Annotated in this window: 21 protein-coding genes and 1 pseudogene; 12 read left to right on the top strand and 10 right to left on the bottom strand. The window is 64.2% G+C overall.

Annotated features, from left to right (window positions below):
- Window positions 1-5 precede the first annotated feature (5 nt).
- A complete protein-coding gene (locus tag EPN33_09540) occupies window positions 6-401 on the bottom strand; it encodes a hypothetical protein (protein ID TAN21893.1) in 396 nt (131 codons plus the stop codon).
- Window positions 402-515: 114 nt separating this feature from the next.
- Entirely contained in the window at window positions 516-1,877 is a 1,362-nt protein-coding gene (glnA, locus tag EPN33_09545; protein ID TAN22161.1) for a type I glutamate--ammonia ligase, read from the bottom strand.
- Between the two features lie 135 nt (window positions 1,878-2,012).
- Here glnA and EPN33_09550 point away from each other — a divergent pair, with 135 nt between their 5' ends.
- Window positions 2,013-2,897 (top strand): LysR family transcriptional regulator, encoded by an 885-nt coding sequence (locus EPN33_09550; protein TAN21894.1) that lies wholly within the window; start codon window positions 2,013-2,015, stop codon window positions 2,895-2,897.
- On the opposite strand, the gene EPN33_09555 is transcribed toward EPN33_09550, so the two are convergent.
- Window positions 2,875-4,869, bottom strand: coding sequence for a long-chain fatty acid--CoA ligase (locus tag EPN33_09555; protein TAN21895.1), 1,995 nt, complete (start codon window positions 4,867-4,869; stop codon window positions 2,875-2,877). The two genes, EPN33_09550 and EPN33_09555, sit on opposite strands and share 23 nt — an antisense overlap.
- A gap of 134 nt (window positions 4,870-5,003) precedes the next feature.
- On the opposite strand from EPN33_09555, the gene EPN33_09560 reads away from it, so the two are divergent.
- Window positions 5,004-6,341 (top strand): inositol-3-phosphate synthase, encoded by a 1,338-nt coding sequence (locus EPN33_09560; protein TAN21896.1) that lies wholly within the window; start codon window positions 5,004-5,006, stop codon window positions 6,339-6,341.
- A gap of 394 nt (window positions 6,342-6,735) precedes the next feature.
- Here EPN33_09560 and EPN33_09565 read toward each other — a convergent pair.
- Window positions 6,736-6,816 (bottom strand): annotated as a pseudogene (locus EPN33_09565) (transglycosylase).
- 76 nt (window positions 6,817-6,892) lie between these two features.
- Between EPN33_09565 and EPN33_09570 the strand changes: the two are divergent.
- Window positions 6,893-7,510, top strand: a complete 618-nt coding sequence (locus EPN33_09570; protein TAN21897.1) for a hypothetical protein — start codon at window positions 6,893-6,895, stop codon at window positions 7,508-7,510.
- Here EPN33_09570 and EPN33_09575 read toward each other — a convergent pair.
- Window positions 7,456-8,640 carry a homogentisate 1,2-dioxygenase gene (locus EPN33_09575; protein TAN21898.1) on the bottom strand — a complete coding sequence of 395 codons (1,185 nt, stop codon included), beginning with the start codon at window positions 8,638-8,640 and terminating at the stop codon, window positions 7,456-7,458. The two genes, EPN33_09570 and EPN33_09575, sit on opposite strands and share 55 nt — an antisense overlap.
- Window positions 8,641-8,658: 18 nt before the next feature.
- Window positions 8,659-9,747, bottom strand: a complete 1,089-nt coding sequence (hppD, locus tag EPN33_09580) for a 4-hydroxyphenylpyruvate dioxygenase (GenBank protein ID TAN21899.1) — start codon at window positions 9,745-9,747, stop codon at window positions 8,659-8,661.
- Window positions 9,748-9,804: 57 nt separating this feature from the next.
- On the opposite strand from hppD, the gene EPN33_09585 reads away from it, so the two are divergent.
- From EPN33_09585 to EPN33_09595, 3 genes are all read left to right on the top strand, one after another.
- Entirely contained in the window at window positions 9,805-11,187 is a 1,383-nt protein-coding gene (locus EPN33_09585; protein ID TAN21900.1) for a hypothetical protein, read from the top strand.
- Between the two features lie 102 nt (window positions 11,188-11,289).
- Entirely contained in the window at window positions 11,290-13,176 is a 1,887-nt protein-coding gene (locus EPN33_09590; protein TAN21901.1) for a DUF1926 domain-containing protein, read from the top strand.
- A 53-nt stretch (window positions 13,177-13,229) separates the two neighbouring features.
- The gene (locus EPN33_09595; GenBank protein TAN21902.1) at window positions 13,230-13,523 is read left to right on the top strand and encodes an HU family DNA-binding protein; all 294 of its coding nucleotides are present in this window, start codon (window positions 13,230-13,232) and stop codon (window positions 13,521-13,523) included.
- A 60-nt stretch (window positions 13,524-13,583) separates the two neighbouring features.
- On the opposite strand, the gene EPN33_09600 is transcribed toward EPN33_09595, so the two are convergent.
- Window positions 13,584-15,518 (bottom strand): hypothetical protein, encoded by a 1,935-nt coding sequence (locus EPN33_09600; protein TAN21903.1) that lies wholly within the window; start codon window positions 15,516-15,518, stop codon window positions 13,584-13,586.
- Window positions 15,519-15,572: 54 nt separating this feature from the next.
- On the opposite strand from EPN33_09600, the gene EPN33_09605 reads away from it, so the two are divergent.
- A complete protein-coding gene (locus EPN33_09605; GenBank protein TAN21904.1) occupies window positions 15,573-15,803 on the top strand; it encodes a type II toxin-antitoxin system prevent-host-death family antitoxin in 231 nt (76 codons plus the stop codon).
- Window positions 15,804-16,136: 333 nt separating this feature from the next.
- Here EPN33_09605 and EPN33_09610 read toward each other — a convergent pair whose 3' ends face one another.
- Window positions 16,137-18,746: a serine/threonine-protein kinase gene (locus EPN33_09610; GenBank protein ID TAN21905.1), complete on the bottom strand. Its 2,610-nt coding sequence runs from the start codon at window positions 18,744-18,746 to the stop codon at window positions 16,137-16,139.
- A gap of 12 nt (window positions 18,747-18,758) precedes the next feature.
- On the bottom strand, window positions 18,759-19,511 hold the full coding sequence (gene larB / locus EPN33_09615; GenBank protein ID TAN21906.1) for a nickel pincer cofactor biosynthesis protein LarB: 753 nt from the start codon (window positions 19,509-19,511) through the stop codon (window positions 18,759-18,761).
- Window positions 19,512-19,548: 37 nt separating this feature from the next.
- On the opposite strand from larB, the gene EPN33_09620 reads away from it, so the two are divergent.
- Window positions 19,549-20,169, top strand: coding sequence for a UbiX family flavin prenyltransferase (locus EPN33_09620; protein ID TAN21907.1), 621 nt, complete (start codon window positions 19,549-19,551; stop codon window positions 20,167-20,169).
- Window positions 20,166-20,630 carry a hypothetical protein gene (locus EPN33_09625; GenBank protein TAN21908.1) on the top strand — a complete coding sequence of 155 codons (465 nt, stop codon included), beginning with the start codon at window positions 20,166-20,168 and terminating at the stop codon, window positions 20,628-20,630. Before EPN33_09620 ends, EPN33_09625 begins: the two co-directional genes overlap by 4 nt.
- Here EPN33_09625 and EPN33_09630 read toward each other — a convergent pair.
- Window positions 20,596-20,922: a PspC domain-containing protein gene (locus EPN33_09630; protein TAN21909.1), complete on the bottom strand. Its 327-nt coding sequence runs from the start codon at window positions 20,920-20,922 to the stop codon at window positions 20,596-20,598. The two genes, EPN33_09625 and EPN33_09630, sit on opposite strands and share 35 nt — an antisense overlap.
- 135 nt (window positions 20,923-21,057) lie before the next feature.
- Between EPN33_09630 and EPN33_09635 the strand changes: the two genes are divergently transcribed.
- The 3 genes from EPN33_09635 (at window position 21,058) to EPN33_09645 (ending at window position 23,843) form a co-directional block, all read left to right on the top strand.
- A complete protein-coding gene (locus tag EPN33_09635) occupies window positions 21,058-22,176 on the top strand; it encodes a VWA domain-containing protein (GenBank protein TAN21910.1) in 1,119 nt (372 codons plus the stop codon).
- Window positions 22,177-22,349: 173 nt separating this feature from the next.
- Window positions 22,350-23,021, top strand: a complete 672-nt coding sequence (gene ubiE, locus EPN33_09640) for a bifunctional demethylmenaquinone methyltransferase/2-methoxy-6-polyprenyl-1,4-benzoquinol methylase UbiE (GenBank protein TAN22162.1) — start codon at window positions 22,350-22,352, stop codon at window positions 23,019-23,021.
- 54 nt (window positions 23,022-23,075) lie between these two features.
- A complete protein-coding gene (locus EPN33_09645) occupies window positions 23,076-23,843 on the top strand; it encodes an electron transfer flavoprotein beta subunit/FixA family protein (GenBank protein TAN21911.1) in 768 nt (255 codons plus the stop codon).
- Window positions 23,844-23,845 lie beyond the last annotated feature (2 nt).

A 23,845-nucleotide genomic window follows, 5' to 3' on the forward strand; every position in this document is an offset into this window, starting at 1 on the left:
AGTTTCTATTCGGAAGCCTGGGGTGCGGCCAAGAGCCGCAGTCCCTCCAGCAGCGCGGCCGCGGGAACGACAAACAAGCCTCCCAGAACCGGCGGCAGAGGCACCAAACGACTGATTAGTATAGCGTAAACGCAGAGGCCGAGCAACGCGAAGCGGACCAGAAACATCACCGCGCCGCGGTACATGGGCCGCGTCATTTGCTGCCCGGCGGCGGCGGCGAGGAGCGCATTGGCGCCCGAGCGCAGCCAGACGTAATTCAGGATGCTGAACACCGCGCCTACGAGCACGCCACTGCCGGCGGCAGCGCCACGCCAACCGCCGACGGCCACCGCGGCCACGAGGGCGAGGGCGATGGCGCCGTAGAAGATGCGCCCTTCGGGGGTCGAGGTGTCGAGAGGCATGGCTCTCTTCCATCCTATACCGGCCTATACCCGCTGTGACTTACTTGGCCGGTGGCGGACCGCCGTTGCCGCTGTTGCGGCGCATTATAGGCTCGCCATAGGCTCGCCGGCGGGCTAGATGTCGTAGTAGAGGGCGAACTCGTAGGGGTGAGGACGGAGGCGGACGGCGTCGACTTCGTTTTTGCGCTTGTAGTCGATCCAGGTGTGGATGACCTCTTCGGTGAAGACGTCGCCTTTGAGGAGGAACTCGTGGTCGGCTTCAAGGGCGTCGAGGGCGGCATCGAGGGAGGCGGGGAGCGAAGGCACATCTTTGAGCTCTTCCGGTTTGAGGTCGTAGATGTCGCGGTCGAGCGGCTCGCCGGGATCGGTGCGGTTCTCGATGCCGTCGAGGCCAGCCAGCAGCAGCGCCGAGAAACAGAGATAGGGGTTGGCCGAGGGATCGGGCGGGCGGAACTCGACGCGCTTGGCCTTGGGCGAGGACGAGTACATGGGAATGCGGCAGGCGGCGGAGCGATTGCGGCGCGAGTAGGCGAGGTTCACTGGGGCCTCGTAGCCGGGGACGAGGCGCTTATAGCTATTGGTGGTGGGCGCCATGAGGGCGGCAAGGGCGGGGGCGTGCTGCAGCAGGCCGCCGATATAGTTGAGCGCCATGGGTGCGAGGCCGGCGTAGCCGTCGCCAGCGAAGAGCGGCTTGCCTGACTTCCACAGCGACTGGTGGACATGCATGCCGCTGCCGTTGTCGCCAAAGATAGGCTTGGGCATGAAGGTCACGGTCTTGCCGTACTCGTTGGCGACGTTGCGGACGATGTACTTGTACTGCATCATGTGGTCGGCGCTCTTCAGCAAGGTGTCAAAGCGGAGGTCGATTTCGGCCTGGCCGGCGGTGGCGACTTCGTGGTGGTGGCACTCGACGTGGAGGCCGGCGGCCTGGAGGCGCATCACCATCTCGGTGCGCAGGTCCTGGTAGTGGTCGGTGGGTGGGACGGGAAAATAACCTTCTTTGACGCGCGGGCGATAGCCGAGATTGTCGGCCTCGCGGCCGGAGTTCCAGCGGCCCTCCTCGGCGTCAATGAAGTAGAAGCCGTGCTGCTCGCGCTGATCGAAGCGGACATTGTCGAAGATGAAAAACTCGGCTTCGGCGCCAAAGAAAGCCTCGTCGGCAAGGCCGGTCGAGAGCAGGTAGGCTTCCGCTTTTTGTGCGATGTAGCGGGGGTCTTTTTCGTAATGCTGGCGGGTGAGCGGGTCGCTAATGCTGCCGATCAGCACCAGCGTGGCTTCGGTGCAGAAGGGATCCAGCATGAACCAGGACGCGTCGGGGGTAAGGAGCATATCGCTCTCATGGATGGCGGCCCAGCCGCGGATGCTGGAGCCATCCATGCCGAAGCCATCCTCGAAGCTGGCCTCGCTGAGCTGGACGATGGGGAAGGTAATGTGATGCCACAGGCCCGGGAGGTCGGTGAAGCGGATGTCGACCATCTTGACGTCGTTCTTTTTGGCGAAATCGAGGATCTCTTTGGGCGTGGGCACGGGCGTCTCCTTTGGGGATAAAATACTTGGTCATCGTAAGCGGCCTGACGCGGCGGGCGCCAATCGATTCTTTTTATAGCGGCTATGGATTTTGACCAGCTTCATGCGTTTCTTGAAGTCGCACGGCTCAACTCATTCAGCCGCGCCGCCATGAGCTGCTTCCGAACGCAGCCGGCGATCAGCGCGCAGATTCGGCTGCTGGAAGACGAGCTGGGCGAACGGCTGTTCGACCGCAGCGGCGGCCGGGTGGCGCTGACCGAAGCCGGCCGGGTGTGGCAGGACTTTGCCCAGCGGCTGGTGGCCTTGCGGCAGGAGGGGCGGCGGGCGCTGGCGGATCTGGCGCAGAGCCCGCGGGGCGAATTGCGGATTGCGGCCAACGAGGGCAGTTGCCTGCACGTGCTGCCGGAGGTGTTTGCGGCATTCAAGCGGCAACATCCAGCGGTGGCGGTGCATATCCGGCGCGGGGAGCACAACGACATTCTGGAGGACGTGCTGGAGCTCCGGGCGGACTTTGGCGTGGTTTCCCTGCCGGTGCGGGATGCACGGCTCAAGGTCGTACCCTTGCAACGGGATGAGATCGTGGCGGTGGTGGCGCCGGGACACCGACTCGTGCGGAGCGGGACGGTAGACGCCGGAGAGCTGACAGGAGAGCCGCTGCTGTTGCCGCGCTCAGGACAGACGCGGGAGGCGATTGAGCAACTGCTGGCACCGTTGGGGCCGATGCAGATTTCGATGGAGTTGGACTCGACCGAGCTGCTGAAAGGGTTTGCCGCAGCGGGGTTGGGGGTGGCCTTTGTAGCGCGGTCGTTGGCGGCGGCCGAAGAACGGGCAGGAGAGTTGGTACTGATGGAAATTGCCGGGCGCAAGCTCTACCGCGAGCTGGGGCTGATTTTTCGGCGTGATCGTGCCTTGGGGCGGGCAGCCTTGGCGTTCATTGAGATCGCGGTCAGCGGTAGAGGCCGGCAATAACGTCGCGGTAGTTGGCCTCCACGGCGCGGCGGCGGACCTTGATGGTGGGCGTGAGCTCGCCACTTTCGATGGTGAAGTCGGAGGGGATGAGGGCGAACTTCTTGATGGTCTCGAAACGGGCCAGGGTGGCGTTGACGCGCTCGACTTCGGTGGAGAATACGGCACGAACGGAATCACTGGTGCAGGCGGCGGGGTGGTCGGCGCAGGCGATGTTTTGCGCTTCGAGGGCGGGCCAATTGGGCACGAGCAGGGCCACGGCGTAGTTGTGACCGTCGCCGATGACGACGGCTTCGGCGATCAGGCCGGAGGCTTTGAGTTTCGCCTCGATGGGTTGCGGGGCGATGAATTTGCCGCCGGAAGTCTTGAGCAAGTCCTTCTTGCGGTCGGTGAGGTAGAGAAAGCCGTCGGCATCGAGACGACCGACATCGCCGGTGTGGAACCAGCCGTCCTGGAGGGCGGCGGCGGTTTCTTCACGCAGATGGTAGTAGCCGGCAAACACGGCGGGGCCGCGCACCAGAATTTCGCCGTCGGGGGCGATTTTGACCTCGACGTTCTCCAACGGACGGCCGACGGAGCCCAGGCGGCGGCCGCCGGGGCGGCTGAGGGCGATGACGGGCGAGGTCTCGCTCAGGCCGTAGCCTTCATCCACCATGACGCCGAGCGCGAGCAGCAAGCGCGCAACCGCAGGCGCAAGGGCGGCGCCGCCGCTGATGATTTTGCTCAGGTGGCCACCGAGCTTGGCGCGCAGCTTGCGGCCAGCTACACGGTCGGCCAGCGCCGCCCGCAAGCGGAGCCAGGCGGGGGCGGTGCGACCTTCGAGGCGATAGGGGATCATGGCCTCGCCCGTTTTTACGGCCCAACGGAACAGGAATTGCGCCAGGGCGGATTTTTGGGCAACTTGCGCCTGGACGGCGTCAGCAACTTTTTCGTACAGGCGTGGCACGGAGACCAGCGCCGTGGGTTGCAACTCGCGCAGATAGTCGGGCACGCGGTCGAGGCTTTCGGCGAAGTACATTTCCCCGCCGTAGAGCATATCGACGTAGGCCATGTGCCGTTCGGTGATATGCGACAGGGGCAGGATCGACAGCCTCCGTTCGTCGTGACCGTAGTCGAAATCCAGGGTCGAGTAATTCAGGTTGGCGCACAGGTTGGCATGGGTGAGCAGAACGCCTTTGGGGGAGCCGGTGGTGCCGGAGGTATAGAGCAGAGTGGCGGGCTGCTCCGGCGGGGTGGTGCGCAGGCGGCCGGCGAAAGCGGCGGCGGAGTCGCCGGGTTCGTGCGCGAGCAGTTCAGTCCAGGTGGCTCGCCACTTTTTGCCCTGGTCGCTCCCGTTGGTCGCTTGGAGTGCGGCCTTCGACTCCCGGCAGGGTCCGCCCGCTGGCGCTCCGGGCTCCTCCAAACTGCCGCCATCGGAATCGGCGAAGCAGCAAATCCAGCGCAAGGCCGGCAGTGCGGATTGTTGGGCGTGGATTTTGGCGGCTTGGGCGGGAGTGGAGACGAAGGCGCCGACGGCGGCGCAATCGTTGAGGATGAAGGCGACTTGCTCGGCGGTCAGAGTGGGATAGATGGGAACGTCGATGACTCCGGCAGCGAGGCAGGCAAAGTCGGCGAGCAGCCATTCCGGGCTGCTCTCGGCGAGGATCGCGACGCGCTCTCCGGGCGCCGCACCCAAGCGCAGCCGCAGACCGGCTTCGAGGGCGCGGACTTGCGCGTAGAAGACCGCGGAATCGAGACCCTGCCAGCAGCCGTGGCGCTTGGCGAAGCGGCGCAACGGGATGCGGCCCTCGCCATGCCAGAGCAAGAGCTCGTTCAGAGTGCACAGACCCGGGGAGTGGCTCGCCACTTTTTGCCCTGGTCGCTCCCGTTGGTCGCTTGGAGTGCGGGCTTCGATTCCCGGCAGGGTCCGCCCGCTGGCCTTCCGGGATCCTCCAAGCTGCCGCCAAGGTGCTTTTATCAACGCACGCGCTGCCATGAATTGAGTGTAAACGGAGGCGCGGCCGCGCGGCTCTGCGACGCCCTCCGCTGGGTTGGGATCGCTGGCACAGCCAGGGCAGTCACGGCGGCGGTGCCCGATGCTGCTGCAAAATTACCGCTGATCGCGCTACCATAACGGATGTGAAAACCAATGCTGCGGAAAGGATTGCGCCCGCCAAGGGCAAGCTGGGAGTGCTCATTCCCGGGCTGGGCGCGGTCAGCACGACCTTTATTGCCGGGGTGGAGGCGGTGCGGCACGGTCACGCCAAGCCCATCGGCTCGCTCACCCAGATGGGGACCATTCGGCTGGGCAAACGGACCGATAAGCGCACGCCGTTGATCAAGGAATTCCTGCCTCTGGCGGGGTTGGACCAATTGGTGTTTGGCGGCTGGGATATCTACAACGACAACTGTTTTCAGGCGGCGAGCCACGCCAAGGTGCTGGATAAGGATCTGCTGCAGCAAGTGAAGCCGCTGCTGGCCTCCATCCGGCCGATGCCGGCGGTGTTTGACAAGAACTTCGTCAAGCGGCTGGATGGGCCGAATGTGAAAACGGGCGCCAATAAACTGGCGTTGGCGGAGATGCTGCGCGAGGATATCCGCAACTTCAAGGCCAAAAACGCCTGCGACCGGCTGGTGATGATCTGGTGCGCCTCGACGGAGGCCTATCGCGCACCCGGCCCGGTGCATGCCACACTGGAAGCGTTTGAAGCGGGGCTCAAGGCAAACCATCCCGACATTGCCCCGAGCATGATCTACGCCTACGCCGCGCTGCAGGAAGGCGTGCCCTTTGCCAACGGAGCGCCCAACCTGACGACCGACACGGGCGCGCTGCTGGAGCTGTCGAAGCGGATGCAAGCGCCGATTTGCGGCAAGGACTTTAAGACCGGCCAGACGCTGATGAAAACCATTCTGGCGCCCGGGCTGAAGGCGCGCATGCTGGGCCTGCACGGCTGGTTTTCGACCAACATCCTGGGCAACCGCGACGGCGAAGTGCTCGATGATCCGGAGTCGTTCAAGACCAAGGAGGAGTCGAAGCTGTCGGTGCTCAACCACATCCTGCAGCCGGATTTGTATCCGGACCTGTACAAGGATTTTTACCACAAGGTGCGGATCAACTATTACCCGCCACGTGGTGATAACAAAGAAGGTTGGGACAATATCGATATTTTCGGATGGCTGGGCTATCCGATGCAGATCAAGGTTGACTTTTTGTGCCGGGACTCGATTCTAGCGGCACCGGTGGCACTCGATCTGGTGCTGCTGATGGATCTGGCGCAGCGGACGCCTTCGTTGCGGGGCATTGGCATTCAGGAGTGGCTGTCGTTCTACTTCAAGAGCCCAATCACGCCGCCGGGGCTGTACCCGGAGCACGACCTGTTCATTCAGTCGATGAAGATGAAGAACACCATGCGGCACATCAAGGGCGAAGAGATGATCACCCACCTGGGGCTGGAGTATTACGACTAAGGGCTCGCGCCCGTGCGCACACAGGTAACACAAGTGTTACAACGGTTGCATGGATACCACAATCCGCAACCTGGACGCGAAGCTGTACCGCCGGTTCCGCGCACGAGCCACCGCAGAAGGTAAAACCGTGGGGGCGCTCGTCAACGATGCGTGGCTCGCCACTTTTTGCCCTAGTCGCTCCCGTTGGTCGCTTGGAGTACGGGCTTCGATTCCCGGCAGGGTCCGCCCGCTGGCGCTCCGGGTTCCTGCAAGCTGCCGCTTTTGTTAGGTGTGGGCAAGCGTCAAGCTGGAGGGCGCAACCATAGCAGAGGCTCCTCGAAGGAGCAGGAGCCGAAACCAAGAAAGAAACGGCGGCCGGCTTCGATGCTTGACAGGGGCCAGGGGTCGGGGGTCAGGGACCAGGGGTCGGCGGCCGCGAGCAGCTCGGCGGCGCGGGCGGGGTCGGCGCCACTTGCGAGGGCGGTGGCGGCGAGGGCCAGATTGAGGAAGCCGTACATGAGGGCCTGCGGGGCATCTGGCTCATAGGTCAGGGGATAGGAGCCGCAGAATGGGTGGTGCAAGCCGGCGGTGGCTTTGAAGCTGATGCCGAGGTCGTGGCAGGTGGTCAGGAAATGCAGCACCAGCTCGAGGCTGGGGATGGCTTCGGCGACGACGCCGCCGGTGCGGAGCTTGGCATGGACGCCGGCGCGCTGCACGGCTTCGGCGGTAGAGCGGAATTCCGGAGCAGCGGGGTTGAGCTCACAGAAGCATTCCAGGCCGCGATGAGCCGCCACGCGCGTGGCAACCGCGTGGGCATCGGGGGTTTTGGCTTCGATGGCTTCGACGCGGAGGCGGCCGTAATAGTCCTGATTGAAACGGGCGATCGCCGCGGCTTCTTCGTAGGGCTCGCCCGAGCCTGCGGCGGCGATGCGCCAGGGATCGCCGCCGTGGCCGCGGGCAATCGCCAGCTCCTGCAGGCGGCCGACGGGGCAGATGAAACGGTTCAGCGCCCAGCGATCTTCGCTCGCCAGGTAGCGGCGGTAGTTCCCTGCCGCCTGCGCCATGTCGAGCGAGGCCGGGGGAAACAGGCCTGCGTAGTCGATGGCTCCGGCGAGCAGGGCGCGTTGCGAGTCGATCATAGGCCGCCGGTAAGCGGGTGCGCGCCGCTGTCTTCGACCCAGGAGCGGTAGTAATCGGTGTCTTCGATGGCGAGGGCGGGTGCGGCGACTTGTAGCGGGCGGAAGGTATCCATCATGACGGCGAGTTCGTTGGTTTTAGGCTTGCCGAGGGAGTCTTCGGTACGGCCGGGATGAGGGCCGTGGGGGATGCCATCCGGATGCAGGGTAACGGAGCCGTATTCGATGCCTTTGCGACTCATGAACTCGGCGTTGGCGTAGTAGAGCACCTCGTCAGACATGACGTTGGAGTGGTTGTAGGGCGCGGGAACGCCCTGGGCGTCGAAGTCGAACGGGCGCGGGCAGAAGGAGCAGACGACAAAGCCATCGCCTTCGAAGGTCTGATGCACCGGAGGCGGCAGATGGAAGCGGCCGACGCGGGGTTCGAAGTCAGCGATGTTGAAGGCGTAGGGGTAGTAGTAGCCGTCCCAGCCGACCACGTCAAGGGGGTGGTGATCGAGCGTGACTTCCTGGATCTGATCGCCCTTCTTGATGACCATTCGGAATTCGCCCGCTTCATTGTGCACGGGCAGCTCGGAGGGCGCGCGGAAATCACGTTCGCAATAGGGGGCTGACTCCAGCAGTTGGCCGAATTCGTTGCGGTAGCGTTTGGGGGTGCGGATGTAGCCGGCGCTTTCAAACACCACGGCACGAAGTTCGCCCGAGAAGACGAAGCGGTGCAGGATGCCGCGCGGAATGAGGACGTAATCGCCGCGGCGGACGGGAATCGAACCCAGGAGTGACTCCAGCGTGCCTTCGCCTTCGCTCAGATAGACCAACTCGTCGGCGGAGGCATTGCGGTAATAGAACGAGTCGGGGCGGGTGGCGCGGACGACGCTCATGGCCACGTCGGCATTGAACAGCAGCGGCCGGCGGTCGAGGGTGGGACTGGCGGCCAGAGCGAGCTGGCCCGTCTTGAAATGGCGATGGCGGAAGGTGGGATCGGTGTCGGCCTCCAGCGCCTGGGTGAGCAGATGGCGAATGGCGGTGACGCGGGTGGGCGCGTGGAGGTGATAGAGCAGCGAAGAGGGACCGGTAAAGCCGTGGTTGCCGATGAGTTCTTCCGGGTGCAGCGAGCCATCCGCCTGGCGGAAGATGCTATGGCGTTTGGCGGGCAACTGCCCTAAACGATGGTAAACGGGCATGGAGAGGCGGCTCGCTTCCTAGAGATTACCGCGCACGGCCTGCTCGCGCTCGATGGCCTCGAACAGGGCCCGGAAGTTGCCCTTGCCGAAGCCGCGGCAGCCGTGGCGGTCAATGATTTCAAAAAACAGCGTAGGGCGGTCTTCGACGGGCTTGGAGAAAATTTGCAGCAGGTAGCCGTCCTGGTCGCGGTCGACGAGCACGCCGAGTTTCTGGATTTCGTGCATGGACTGGTCGATTTTGCCGACGCGGGCGGGCAGCAGCTCGTAATAAGCGTCGGGCACGCGCAGGAACTCCACGCCATCGCGCGCGAGGGCGGTCACGCTGGAGAGGATGTCGCGGGTTTGGAGCGCAATGTGCTGCACGCCGGGACCGCCATACCACTCGAGGAACTCGTCGATCTGGCTCTTTTTGCGGCCGGGCGCGGGCTCATTGATGGGGAATTTGATGGACTCGGACTCGTCGGCCATGACGATGCTCATGAGGGCGCTGTAATCGGTCGAGATGTCTTTGTCGTCGAAGCTGATGAAACGCTTGAAGCCGAGGACGTTGCTGTACCAGTCGGCCCACAGGTTCATCTCGCCCAGTCCGACGTTGCCCACCACGTGATCGATGCGCAGGATACCTTTGCCTTCCGCCTTGATTTCGGCGCGCTTGTAGCCGGGCAGGAAGGGGCCGGAGTAGCCATTGCGCGAGATGAAGGAATGCAGCGTCTCGCCGTAGGTGTGAATGGCGGCGTGGCGGACGACGCCCAGGTCATCTTCCCAGTCATGGGGCTCGATGGCCGGTTTGGCGCCGCGGGCAACGGCGGCGACAAAGGCAGCGTCAGCATCATCCACTTCGAAAGCCACGTCGTGGACGCCGTCACCATGCTGGCGGATGTGCTCGGCTACCGGGCTGTCCGGTGTAAGCGGAGTGGTGAGCAGGAACCGCGCCCGGCCCTGTTCGAGCACGTAACCGGAAAGCTTGCGATTTCCGGTCTCCAGGCCGGTATAGGCGGTCTGCGAAAACCCAAGCGCATTGCGGTAATAGAACGAGGCCTGCTTGGCGTTGCCGACCCAGAACTCGATGTGATGCACGCGCTTCAGCTTCAACGGGTTGTCCGGCATGGTGGACTCCTTCCCTAGTCATTTTACTCATACCTGTGGCGGGCAGCAGCTACGCTCATGCAACAGGCCCGCGCGTCCACGCTTCTCCTAGGTCCAATGGCTGAAAACCGAGGAGTTCTTATGCCCCAGCAACAATTCCGCAGTGTTGTTTCCGCGCTGGCCACAGCGCTGGTGCTCATGACCTGCGGCGCAGTCGCCCGCGCCCAATCAAGCCGGTCGCAGGATGTACAGCGCATCCAGAACGCGACGGCAATATTCCGCTCCGCTTTTGAGGGTGCGGGCGCGCAGATCCCAAAAGACATTCTGCGGAATGGCCAGTGCGTGATGATCATTCCGGGCTACAAAACGCTGGCGCTCGGCTTGGGCGGCACATATGGGAAAGGCATCGCCATGTGCCGCAACACGTCCACGCCGCCGGGCGCCCAACCGAAGCAACCGGCGGCGGCAACGACGGGCATGAAGGGCTGGAGCGCGCCGATCTTCGTTGCCATCGGCGGCGCCAGCCTGGGGCCGCAGATCGGAGTGGAATCGGCGGACCTGCTGATTGTCTTCAAGGATCGGCACGGGATGGAGAGCATGCTCAACAATAAGGTGCGGCTGGGGGTATCGGCCGCCGCTGCCGCCGGACCCATCGGGCGGCGCGTGGAAGCAGCCACGGATGCGGCCATGCGTTCCCAGGTAATCGCCTATGCGCGCAGCCGGGGCATTTTCGCGGGCGTCAACGTCAACGGCGCGATTGTGCAGCCGGATGAGAGTGGCAACCGCGCCATGTACCCGCATCAGTACTGGCAGGACGTGCTGGAGGGCAAGATCAAACCGGCTGCGGAATCCACTCACCTGATCGCCGAACTGAACGGTTCGCCATACACCAACCCCGCCCTGCGGACTCCGGCCTCAGCGGCGGGCGTACCCGCGGGACGCATGGGGGTGTCGCCCACCATGACCATTGGGCCAGGCACGCAAGCGCCGATGCCGTATCAGATCGGATTTGGCTATGAGCACATCACCGGTTCCATGGGTCTCAATGGCTGGGATCTGCGGGCCGGCTGGCGTCCGCTGCTGCATGAGGCTGCCGGACTGAGTTTGATTGCCGATGTCGGCCGCGCCTCGGGCTCGCAAGCTTTGCTGGCGACGAGCGTCAAGAGTACAGAATGGACGTTTCTGTTCGGACCCGAATTTGGAATGCCACACCGGGTGTTCGATCCCTACGCCAATGCATTATTTGGCTACGCGCATTTGTCGCAGGACACGTTGTCGCCGAACGCCTCGAGTTCGGCAGGATTTTCGACGTTCGCGTGGCAGTTGGGTGCGGGACTGAAGCTGAACATCACGCGCTGGGCATCGATCCGGCTGATCGAGGTGGATCTGCTGCATACCTCGTTCGCCTCCAGCGGAGCGAGTCATGCGCGCATCATTTTAGGCGGGACGCTCAATTTTTAGTTCACAGTTGTCAGTTATCAGTAAACGCTCGTCAGGACGGGCACCCCGAGGGCGCGGCCGCAGAACTGAGAACTGACGACTGAGAACTGATAACTTGGTTTCATGGCCCTCAGGTTTGCGCTAGCGCTGCATGCGCATCAGCCGGTGGACAATTTCGACGAGGTGATCGAGGAGGCGTACCGCTCTTCCTACCTGCCGTTTATCAAGGCTGCGGGCGAGCGGGAGTGGCTGAAACTGAACCTGCACTTTTCTGGCTTTCTGCTGGACTGGCTGGCGGAGCGTCATCCGGAATACATCGCGCTTTTGCGCGGCCTGGTGGAGATGGGGCGGCTGGAAATGCTGGGCGGGGGGTATTACGAGCCGATTCTGGCGGCGATTCCGGCAGCGGACCAGCAGGAGCAAATACGGCGGCTGAACGCAGCCCTGCAGCGGCATTTTCATGTCCGGCCGCAGGGGGCCTGGCTGGCGGAGCGGGTATGGGAGCCGGATCTGCCGGCAGTGCTGGCGCAGGCGGGAATGCACTACGTGCTGCTCGACGATGGCCACCTGCAGCAGGCAGGCTTGCAGGCCGACGGCCTGCATGGCTACTGGCTCACCGAGGCACAGGGCGCTACGGTAGCAGTGATCCCCTCGAATTATTTTCTGCGGCAGGCGCTGCCGTTCCGGCCGGAGCCGGAAGGGCTGGCATTTTTGGCGGCGGCAGCGGAACGGCAGCCGGAGAGTCTGCTGACCATGGGGGATGACCTGGAAAAGTTCGGGAGTTGGCCGCATACGGCGCAGCATGTGTATGCGGACGGCTGGCTGCAACGGTTCCTGGACGGCCTCGAAAGCATGCAGACCCAGGTCGAAACCGTGCGGCTGAGCGGCTACCTCGAGACACATCCGGCGCGCGGTCTGGTTTACATTCCTTCGGCGTCGTACCCGGAGATGATGCGCTGGGCAGGCAGCCATAGCTGGCGCGGGTTTCTGACCAAATATCCCGAGGCCAATCTGCTGCACAAAACGCAGCAGGATTTACACCGGCGGCTGACAGGCTATCGTGGCAGTGCCGAGGGGGCTGGCACGGCGCGAACGCACCTGCTCGCCGCAGAGTGCAACGATGTCTACTGGCACGGCTGGTTTGGAGGGCTGTACTCGCCGCATTTACGGCAAGTCGCTTTTGCACATTTACTCGCGGCCGACCGGGAGATCGACAAGCTGGCGCCGGCGCCGGCGCTGCGGCGGTTAGACCTGCTGCGGGACGGCAGCGAGATCGTCGAGATGCGTTCGCCGGAGCTGCGGGTACTGCTGGCGCCGGCGGACGGCGCAACCACGCTGGAGATTGATGCGCGCGCTGCTGATGCCAATCTGGTCAATTCCCTCCAGCGCCGCCCAGAGGCATACCATGAGGACCTGCGGCGGCGCGCGGCGGCCAACCCGGGGAACCTGCCCGGGGCAGCCGAGGCGCCAGCAGCGGAACTGGCGGGCAAACTGCGGTATGACGCCTGCGCGCCGAACGGGTTCCGGCTATACCGAGGGGCGGAAGCGGATAGCGCCGCGTACCGGGTGGTACGAGCCGAGCCCGGGCGCGTGCTAGTGCAAGGGACGGATGCGCGCAAATGGTTCCGGCTGAAGCAGGCAACGCTGGCCTGTGCAATTGCTTGTGGCGCATCAGAAAAGCCGCTGGCGCTGGAGTGGATCTTTAACCTGCTGGCGCCGCAAGCGGCTGACCGCGGCATCCTGCACCAAGACCGGCGCTTGCCGCTCGACTGGCAGGGCGAACTGGCTTCCGGTCCGCTGACACTGTGTGACGGCTGGCGGCGGCTGCACCTTGAGCTGCAAGCGCCGGCTGCCAGTCACTGGACGGTCGAGCCGCGTTACAGCGTCAGCCAGTCGGAACAAGGGTTTGAAGCGCTGTATCAGGGCAGCGCCCTGCGTGCTCACTGGCCCGCCGGCACAGAAAAAATTGCAGGCCAAGTGAAAATTTTCCCTTGTTCATGCCACTTTTAGTCTCTGCTCGTGTACAATCACCTTGATTTTCGTACCCTTCCGGAGGAGGACGCATGGCAGCACTGACCAAGACAATGATCGTTGCTCACATGGCCGAAGCTACTGGCCTGAACAAGAAAGAGTCCGCCCGCTACCTGGACGAGTTGGCCGCACTGGCGGTCAAGGAAACCAAGCGCAGCGGCCAGTTCACCCTTCCCGGCCTCGGGAAGCTGGTGAAGTCGAACCGCAAGGCGCGGCTGGGACGCAACCCGCAAACGGGCGAGACGATTAAGATCGCCGCCAAAACCGTAGTGAAATTCCGCGTGGCGAAAGCGGTGAAAGACGCCATCGCGCCGGGCAAAAAGTGAAGCCGTAAGGGCCAAATTCGTTCGGCAGTACGCGAGCGCGCATTCGCAAAGAATGCGCGCTTATTTTTTAGCGGCGATGCCGGTGGCCAAAAAGACATTGGTATTGTCGCGGCCGCGGCTCAGGGCCAGTCGGCCGTCGCGGGCAAAGGCGTAGGCGAAGATGTGACCGTCACGGAAGTGGGTGAGCGGATGCGGCGCGCTGCCACGGCGTGGCAGAGTCCAGAGGTTGTGATCGCGCACGCAGGTAGCGGCGTGACTGACCGGCCCTTTCGCGATCACGGCGCCGCCGCCGCCAATGAGCGCAAGGCCGGTCCAGCTGGTGCTCGGCGCACTCAGCGGCACGGCGGCGCTGCCATCCGCATTCGCACGCCAGACGCGAACTTCGTCGCCCGTGCGCGCGAGAAAAACAATGTGGCCGTCGGGAGCGACCAACGGATCGATCGGCTCGCCCAGGACTCCCGGCAGCGCAATGGGGCGGGCGTGGGCGCCGTCGACGCTCATGGCCCAAAGCTGGTGATCGTGGTGAAAGACGTGGGTGGTCAGCAGCCAATTGGTATTCAGCCAGGCGAGTCCGGCGACCCCATCGCGCGTGAGGCCGCCGCCAGGCAGCTCGGTGAACGGACCGTTCACCTTTGCTTGCGCCCACAAGGAGGCCTCGGGGGTGCTGTGGAGTACCGCCAGTGTACCGTCGCGCGATGCGGACACGCTGCTGTAGCCCTGGCGGTCATCGGTAATCTGGGCGACCGCACCGTTAGGCCAGGGGACTTGCCAAAGCTGCGTTGCTGCGTGGGGCGAGGTTGCGCCAGTAACGATCAGGCCACGACCATTGGGCAGCCAGACAAGGCCGGAGAGCTTCCAGAACTTCCCTTCCGCCAGGCTCGATAGCTGACCGTCGGATACCGAAATTACCTCCAACGCGTTGCCGCGTACCGCCGCAATCGATTGCCCGTCCGGCGACCAGGCCGGCGTGACCGGCGCGTAAGCGGTGGACGAGAGTTCCCGTGGCTGCGTACCGTCCGGCTGCGCTATCTCCAGGTGGCCGGAAGCGTCGATAAAGGCCATTTGCTGACCTCCCGGCGCAAAACCGGCGCTGCTGCGCGCGGGGGCAATCGCCCGCTCCATGCCGCCCGCGGCTACCGAAACCGCGTGCAGTTCGCCCTTTGCGAGGAAATAAACCCAATCGTCGTCCCTCGAGATGGCAGGCGCGGAACAGCAGTTCGCGCCGTCGCTCACCAGTTGCCGCTCACGGCCGCCGGTCACTGACCGCCAATAGAGCGATTCACCTTCGGGATCACGATGGATGGTCGCCAGATAGAGGCCATCGGGAGAAATCGCTGCGGCGGCGATATTGGCCGTGAAAGTAGCCTGGCTGAAACTGAGGTCCGGCACGGGCAAGGGGCCCGAAGACAGCGACGCCAACTTGCGCCAGGTCACGCCACCAATGAGCAGCGCGATGACGGCAAAGGCGATGATGCGCCAGGACGCTCCACGCCGTCCGGTGCCAGGGATTGGGCGGAGGCGCTCCAAGGCCTCGCGCAAGGCGGTTGTCGATTGAAAGCGGCGGCTGGAATGTTTCGCCTGGCAGCGGCGGGCGATGCGCCGCAGGGCGCGCGCTTGTGCTCCACTGGCCAAGGCCTCAAGGACGATGCCGAACGCCGGCTGGTCAGCACGCGGATCGAATTCGTCGCCCTCGACCAGACCAAAGCCGAGCAGCTTGATGTGGCCGTCTGGCAGCAGCCAGACTTTGCCGGCCGCCAAGCCGCGGTGCAAAATGCCAAGGGCGTGAGGACCTTCGAGACCTGTGGCGATCTCGATGGCGACCTCGAGGGGTTGATCGAGCGGTCCGCGCGCCAGGCGCGCAGCCAAGGTTTCACCTTCCAGCGCGTCCGCACCGAGGCTTAGATACGGCGAATGCAACGCCGCCAATGCGTCAAGTTCCTGCCGCTGGCGCGCACTGACCGGCGCTGGCCGCGCGCCTTCGCTGCTGCCATCCATCGCTCCTGATTATGGCAGGCGAGCGGGAATGGCCCAAGTGCTACCATGTGCTGCATGAGCAGTAAATCGGACCGGGTGGGCGTGCGGGAGCTGCGGCGGAACCTGAGCGAATACCTGCGGCGGGTGAAGAAGGGCGAGCGGTTACTGGTCACCGGACGCGGGCAACTGGTTGCCGTGCTGACACCGCCGGAGGGCAAGGTTTCCCGACGCGAGCAATGGTTCGCCGAAGGACTATTGCAACCGGCGACGCGTTCACTGTGCGATTTGGACCGCCCATTCAGTTGAGCCCTGAACAAACGGCAGCGTTCCACCGCGCTCTCGAAGAGGAGCGAGAAGAACGGTTGCCTTAAATGGCGCGCTACTACCTCGACTCGTCAGCCGCGGCTAAGCTGGTGCTGATCGAAGCAGAATCGGCGGCGCTGAGCGAATTTCTGCGGGGCGAACACGAGCCGGTAACCACCCGGCTTACGGTGCTGGAGGTGGGTCGCGCCGTTCGGCGCACAGCCAGCGGCGAGCCGCTGCGTGCACGATTCCAACAACATTTGGCAGCGTTTCGATGTCCAGGAACTATCGGTGCAGATGCTGGAGGCGGCGGAGGCGGTGGGTCTGCGCACCTGGTCACCGCGGTAGACCGGTGGCGAGGACGACGTCGGTATTCTGGCTGCCGCGGCTGACGGCGAGGCGGCCATCTTTGGAGAATGCGTAGGCGTAAATCGACAGGCCGGTGAAGTGGGTGAGCGGATAGGCAGCGGCGCCACTGAGCGGGAAGGCCCAGAGGTTATCCACCGAGCCCTGGCGGTGAATGTAGGTAATGGCGCGGCCGTCAGGGGTAAAGCCATAGGATCGCAGCATCGTTTTTGTATCGAGCCCGACAGGTGTGGCCGAGGCGACGTGCCCGCTGGAGTCGATATGGAGCAGCACTGGGCCCGAGCTGCCGACTTCCAGTAATACGGTTCCGTCAGGCGATGCGGCATTGGCGCTGTAGCCGATGTGATGGGACCAGAGCGGTTTGGCCGCGCCTCCAGTCACGGGCGCCTGCCAGACGGATTGATTGGCCTTGTCGTCCTCATACATGAAGGCAACGGTAGAGCCGGCGCGAATAAAGGCAAGCTGGCAGCACATGCCGTTGGGCGGAGAAACCGGCGTGGGCTGGGCGCCTTCCAGGTTGGTGCGCCAGACTCGAAAGTTAGACGAATCGGGCTCAGCGGTGTTGAAGAACACAGATCCATCAGGCGCCACCGCCGGCCCAAGCACCGGGGCGTTGAGGCCGGTCAGGGCAAGCGCGCGGGCCTGCGAACCGTCTGCGCTTTGCAGCCAAAGCTGAGGGTTGGCGCCAAAGGTCCGGGTTGCAATGATCCGCCCGTCGGGCGTCCAGGCGAGCCCACCACTCCCTTCTACATTGGCCCCGCCGCCTGGCAGTTGCGAAAACCCGCCGCCAATCTTTGCCTGAACCCAAACCGAGACTTGCGGGTTGGAGTGCAGCAACGCCATCGCGCCAGAACCAGACGCGGTGACGCGGCCATAGCCCTGCAGGTCATCCGTGAGCTGAAGGGGCTCACCTCCGGGCCAGTCGACGCGCCAGAGCTGGGGATGGGCCGGCCCTGACGAGCCGCCGGTGAAGACCAGAGCGCGGCCGCCGGGCAGCCACGCGAGATTGCCGATACCGCGAAAGAGACCGCGAGCCAACAGCGTCGTCTTGCCGTTCGCGACCGAGATGGCAGCAAGGGACGGCAAGCCCTTGCCTCCGCTTGTGCCCTGCGTTACGGCAATGGTGCGGGCGTCGGGCGACCAGGCGGGCGCGTCGGGATTGAATAAGTCGGTCCAGCAAAGGCCGTCGTAGGCATCGCCCGCAGGGGCTTGCGTGAGCATTCGCGATTGCGAACCGTCGGGCCGGGCGAGCATCAGGCGGCTGGTCCGGTTTGATCCCTCGGCGCTGAGGTACGCAATCTGGCTGCCGTCAGGTGCGACACCCGCGCCGCTGCACACGCTGGGCGCGACGGTGCGGACCGCGCCGCCGAGGACGGGAACCGATTCCAGAACGTGATTGGCGACAAAGTAGACCACACTGTCGTCCGGTGCGATGGTCGGAGCCTGGCAGCACCCGTTGCCGGGCGGAACGATCTGCACGTCACTGCCATTAGCGATGGAACGCAGGTGCAGCGAGGTTCCGGCGGGATCGCTGTGAACTTCGGCGAGAAAGCGACCATCGGGCGAGATGGCGGCATCGGCAACATCGCCGGTGAAGGTGAGCTGGCGAAAACTGAGCCTCACCGGGCCGCTGGGCGTGGCGGCGCGGGAGACGAGCCAGTAGGCCACGCCGGCGACGACGGCAATGGCGGCGGCAATAGCGATCTGGCGGCCGCGGCTGCTCTTTTTCGCAACCGGAACGGCGGCGGTGACGCCCGAGGTTGAGCCGCGGCGGAGGCGCTTGAGCTCGATGCGCAGATCGGCGGCGGATTGGTAGCGCAGATCCGGGTCCTTTTCGAGGCAGCGGGCGACCATACGGCCCAGCTCCGGTGGCAACTGCGCCATTTGCGCGGGCTCTTCTTTGAGAATGGCTGAGACGGTTTCCGCGGAGCTGCCGCGCGTAAAGGCGGCACGGCCGCTCGCCATTTCATAGAGCACGGCGCCAAAGCTGAAAATATCGGAGCGCCCATCGAGCGCCTCGCCGCGCGCCTGCTCGGGCGACATGTAGGGCGCCGTGCCCACGGCCATGCCGGGCGAGGTGAGCAGGGCGGCTTCGCCGGCGAAGGTCGCGGCTTCCGAAAGCGCTTCGCCGGTGAGGCGCGCGAGGCCGAAATCGAGAATCTTGATGTGGCCGCCGGGCAGGACCCAAATGTTCGAGGGCTTGAGATCACGATGCAGGATGCCCTGCTTATGCGCCGCTTCGAGCGCCTCGGCGATTTCGAGAGCAGCGTCGAGCAGGGCGTCGCCGGCGAGCGGACCGCGCGCCAGGCGCGCCTGCAGGGTTTCGCCTTCGAGCAGCTCAAGTACCAAAAAGGGCCGGCCGTTTTCATCCTCGCCGGTCTCGTACAGCACGCAAATGTGAGGATGGTTGAGGGCAGCGACGGCTTGCGCTTCGCGCTCAAATCGCTCGCGCGCGGCGGGGCTGGCCTCACGGGGTAGGAATTTGAGCGCAACAAAGCGGTTGAGCCGGGTGTCGCGGGCGCGATAGACCTCACCCATGCCGCCCGCGCCGAGACGCTCGAAGAGTTCAAATCGCTGCATCGTTGAGACAGTCTACTGCACTTTGCGATTGATTGCGGCGGCGACGAAACCGGCGCCGAAGCCGTTGTCAATATTGACGGTGACCACATTGGCGGCGCAGGAATTCAGCATGGTGAGCATGGCGGCGAGGCCTTTAAAACTGGCGCCATAGCCGACGCTGGTGGGCACGGCAATCACCGGCGCGGAGACCAGACCGCCGACCACGCTGGGCAGCGCCCCATCCATGCCGGCGACGACGATCACCACGCGGGCGCTTTGGAGCTTGGGCAGGTCGGCCAAAAGGCGGTGCAAGCCGGAGACGCCACAGTCGACCAAACGATCGACGGGACCACCGAACAGATCGGCGGCGAGCGCGGCTTCTTCGGCAACGGGCAGATCGCTAGTTCCGGCCGATACGACCAGGATGGTTCCCTCGCCGCGCGCGGGATCGGCGCGGCGGAGGGTGAGCACCCGCGCGAGAACGTGATACTCGGCTTCGGGCAAGACGGTCTGAACGGCCTGTGCCGCAGCCGCATCGGCGCGGGTGACCAAAAGATTGGGTGACTGGCGGGCGAGAGCGGCGGCGATGGCCGCCACCTGTTCGGGTGTTTTGCCCTGCGCCATGACGACTTCGGGCGCGCCCTGACGGGCGCCACGATGATGGTCGACGCGGGCAAAGCCGAGGTCCTCGAAGGGCCATTGGCGTAATTGCGCGAAGGCGGCCTCGGGCGTCAATTCCTGTTGCGCAACTCGATCGAGCAAACCTCGGAGTGTCTTAGGATCCACGTCTGATTTTAGGCTATGGGGATGCTACCCTAATCCAGTGCCTTCCGCGCTTACCCTGACGCTTGCGCTCACCGGCGCCAGCGGCGCGGCGCTGACGCGCACGCTGCTCCACATGCTGGACAACGACGCCCGGGTGGAACATGTGGATCTGATTGCCTCGCCGCACGGATTGCGGGTGGCGCATGAAGAGCTGGGGCTGCCGGAAGGCACGCTCGGTCAGCTCCCCGAGCGGCTGCTGGGGCAGGCGACGTTGAAAGTTCAAGTGCACGACAATCGCGATATCGGCGCCAACGTGGCCAGCGGCTCTTACCCCAGCCATGGCATGATCATCGCGCCATGCAGCATGGGCACGTGCGCCGCCATCGCGCATGGCCTGGCCGACTCGCTCATTGAACGCGCGGCGGATGTATGCCTGAAAGAGCGGCGCAAGCTGCTGCTGGCGGTGCGCGAGTCGCCGCTGAACCGCATCCATTTACAAAATATGCTCACCGTGCACGATGCCGGGGCGACGGTGTATCCGCTCACGCCCGCATTTTACGATGGCGCAGAATCGATCTCCGCCATGCTCACTCAATTCGCGGCCCGCCTGCTGGAACAGGTGGGCCTTCCCCAATCCGCTGCCTATCGCTGGCAGGGCTCCGAGCGGCGCGAGGTATGAATGAAGCCGCCCTCACGGACGCTACGCCCCAAAAGAAAAGTCCTACCGTGACTGTCTATTTTTTAATTCTGATCGCCGTCGGACTGGAGGTAGCGGGCCAAATCCTCTACAAATCCGGCATTAACCGCATGCCCGGCATGACCGGCTCGCCGTTCGACTCGTGGGCTCTGGCGATTTTCGCCTGGGAGGCCTTGCGCAATTGGCGCGTGCTGCTCGGCATTGGCATCTATTGCGCGCAAGCAGCGGTGTGGTGGGGGGTGCTGTCGAAAGTGGACCTGACGTATGCGTTTCCGCTCACCAGCCTGAGCTATGTGATTCTGCTGGGGGTATCGCGGATTTTTCTGAAAGAGCAGATCTCAACGCAGAAATGGCTCGGCACCATCGCCGTCGTGTTCGGTGTCTATCTGATTACGCGGACGACGCCGCTCACGATCCCGCGGCATTTATTCCGCCGGCATTAGCGGCAGCCACGGGCAGAGGTTCTTCCGGGATCAGGACCCAGGCGACGGCGTAGGCGAGCACGCCAAAGACAAAGGCGAATAAGACGGTGAATACGGCCCAGAGCACGCGGACCAGAGTGGGGTCCCAATCCAGCGAGTTCGCAATCGCAAGACAAACGCCGGCGATCTTGCGGCCCTGGCGCGGGCGTTCAAGCGGTCCGCGCCGCGCCGGCGCATGACGCGCTGGATTCGCGCGGCCACAGGCGTGACAGTAGGCTCCGTGCAATTCGGTTCCACATCCATTGCAGTACATAAGCTATGCCCCCGTGGAAGTAACACTCAGACTATACGCGTGGGGACACCTGGGGGTTCGCGGGCTGTCAGCTTTCAGCCTTCAGCCATGCGTCAGACCGGTGCTGGGGGCGACTGAAAGCTGTATCCTTAAGCCATGCCCTCCCTACGGGTGTGCGCCACCACTGCCGCAGGATTCCTAGCCATGGTTCTATGCCTGGTGGCGGGGGCGCAACAGACCTCGCCCAACCGTCGCGCGGCGGAACCGCAGATTCCCATCATCCGGGCGACCACCACCATTGTGGATGTGCCAGTGCTGGTGATGGGCAAGGACGGTCAGCCCATCGAAGAACTGACCAAAGCGGATTTCAAGATTTACGACGATGGCATGCCGCAGCACGTCAGCGGTTTTGACCATACACCGCGGCCGGTTTCGCTCGCCATCGTGGTCGATACCTACGACTGGAACGCCATCGGCCAGGCCAAGCGCGCAGCGCAAATGATCAGCGCCATGGTGGTGGGGGCGCAGGGGAAGGCGAGCATCTATATCCCAGGGCCAGAACCCAAATGCATCCTGCCGTTTACGAGCGACACCAACCGCATCGCCAACGTCCTGCAACACCTGGATCTGTCGCCAGCAGCGGCGCAGGGAGGGGGATCGATAGTCGGGCCGCTGAATCTGGCGATGCTGGCGCTGCGGCACCAACCGAAGACGCGGACACGGGCGGCCCTGGTAATTTCCAACTCGGGAGCCAAAGGCGAAGGCGCTGCAGCGCTGCTGGAGGGCGGCATGAGCGATGCCATCCCGATTTTCCGGATACAACCCAACGAACCCGCGGGCGCACCCCAGCACGTGAATCCCGATACGCCGGAGATGCGCGGCGTCGGCCAGGGTTCGCAGCGGGTACAACATCCTTCGGCACCGATGGATGGCCGCGGGCAGCCGTATTCCTCGCCGGGCCTGAATCTGGATCTGGCGCCGATCATTGGCGCGGCCACCGGGCTGGCCAGCAAAGTTTTTGCCGCGCATCACCTGGACTACGTCTTCTATACCGGAGGCGTGACGTACGATCCCGGCAATGACCGTCAATTCGACACGCAGCTCAACCTGATTGGGGAGGAACTGCGGTCGTACTACCACTTGTTCTATTCGCCCAATAACCTCACGCTGCAGGCGCAAGTGCATTCCATTGCGGTGGAGCTGGACCTGCCCGCCACGGCAGGGCTGGGCCACACCAGCTATCGGCGCACTTACGTGGGCGTCAAGCCGCGTTGATGCTTTCCAGCACTGAGCGTGGGGCATTGAAGGGCGCGGGGTCCCGCCCGGCTGCGCCGGGCGACCCGCTTACGCTCGGTGAGGCTGGGAGCCCCGCGGCCCCAGCTCCACCGGCGGCCGGGACGCGGCCTGCAGGCGTAGATCCGGCCGATGTGGCGGCGCACGTGCGCGGCATGTTCGACCGGATTGCTCCTACTTACGATCGCGCCAATCACCTGCTGTCGCTCTCGATTGACCGCTACTGGCGGTGGCGGTCGGTACGGCTGTTGCGGGAAGCGATCGAGCACAGCCATCTGAGCGGTGCCCCGCGCGTTCTCGATATCTGCTGCGGAACCGGCGACTTCAGCCAAGCACTGGCGGCCGGCATACCGCACTCGCGACTGGTGGGCGCCGATTTCAGCCACGCCATGCTCGCGGCGGCGCAACGCAAAGCACCACGGCTGGGCTGGCTGCAGGCGGATGCGCTGCATTTGCCCTATGCCGACGAACGATTTGCTGCGATTACTGCCGGCTTCGGGTTTCGCAATCTCACCGATTACCGGGCCGGACTGCGCGAGCTGCGGCGCTGCCTGGTGCCCGGCGGCGTGCTGGCGATTCTGGAGGTTTCGCGGCCGGTGGCGCCGGTGCTGAAGCAACTGTACCCGTTCTACTTCGAACGCGTGCTGCCGCTGCTGGGCGGCTGGATCTCGGGCCAGCGGGCGGCCTACCGCTATCTGCCGGATTCGGTGGCGCGGTTCCCTGCCCCGCCGACGCTGGTCGCCTGGATGAAAGAGGCCGGCTTCGCGAAGGCGCGCTTTCAGCGCTTTTCCGGCGGCATCGCGGCGCTGCACCTGGCAGTAAAATAGCGGGCGGCCACCCACGAACTGAAAACTGTGAACTGAAAACTGTAAACTATCCCTGTGAAGATTTTAGTCTGCTTAAAGCAAGTTCCGGCGAAGGATGCACCGCTGAAATTGGCTCCCGATGCGACCTGGATCCGGGAGGATGTCAGCTACGAAGTCAACGAACCCGATGCCTTTGCGCTGGAAGCGGCGCTGCGGCTGAAGGAAGCCCACGGCGGCGAAGTGGTGGCGTTGACGGTGGGGCCAGCACGGGCGGCACAGATTCTGCGGGAGGCGCTGGCGAAAGGCGCCGATCGCGCCGTGCATGTCGAAGGCAGCGCACACCTGGACGCCTATGCCGCGGCGGAAGCGATTACACGGGCCATCGCAGGCGAATCGTTCGATTTGATCTGCACGGGTTTGCAATCAGACGATGACGGCTTCGGGCAGACCGGCGTCATCATTGCGGAGCTGCTGGGCGCACCGCACGCGACCATCATCATGCAGATCGAACCCGCCGGCGAAAAGCGGATCAAGGTCAAGCGGGAACTGGAAGGCGGGAATTTTCAGTTTGTCGAGATGCCCACGCCGGCCGTGCTCAGCATTCAGAGCGGCATCAACAAGCTGCGCTACGCCACGCTGATGGGCATCAAGCAGGCCAAAAACAAGCCGATGGCGCACACCACGCTGGAGGAGGTGGGGGTGGCGCCGTCGCTCAACCGCCAAGTGCTGCACAAGCTTTTTCTGCCGGTCAAGAGCAAAGGCACGACCCGCATCGAGGGTAACCCCAAAGAGCAGGCCGCGGCCCTGCTGCAGCATCTGCGCCAGGACGCGCACGTTCTTTAGTT

The sequence above is a fragment of the Acidobacteriota bacterium genome (genome assembly GCA_004299485.1).
In the GTDB taxonomy this organism is placed as follows: domain Bacteria; phylum Acidobacteriota; class Terriglobia; order Terriglobales; family SCQP01; genus SCQP01.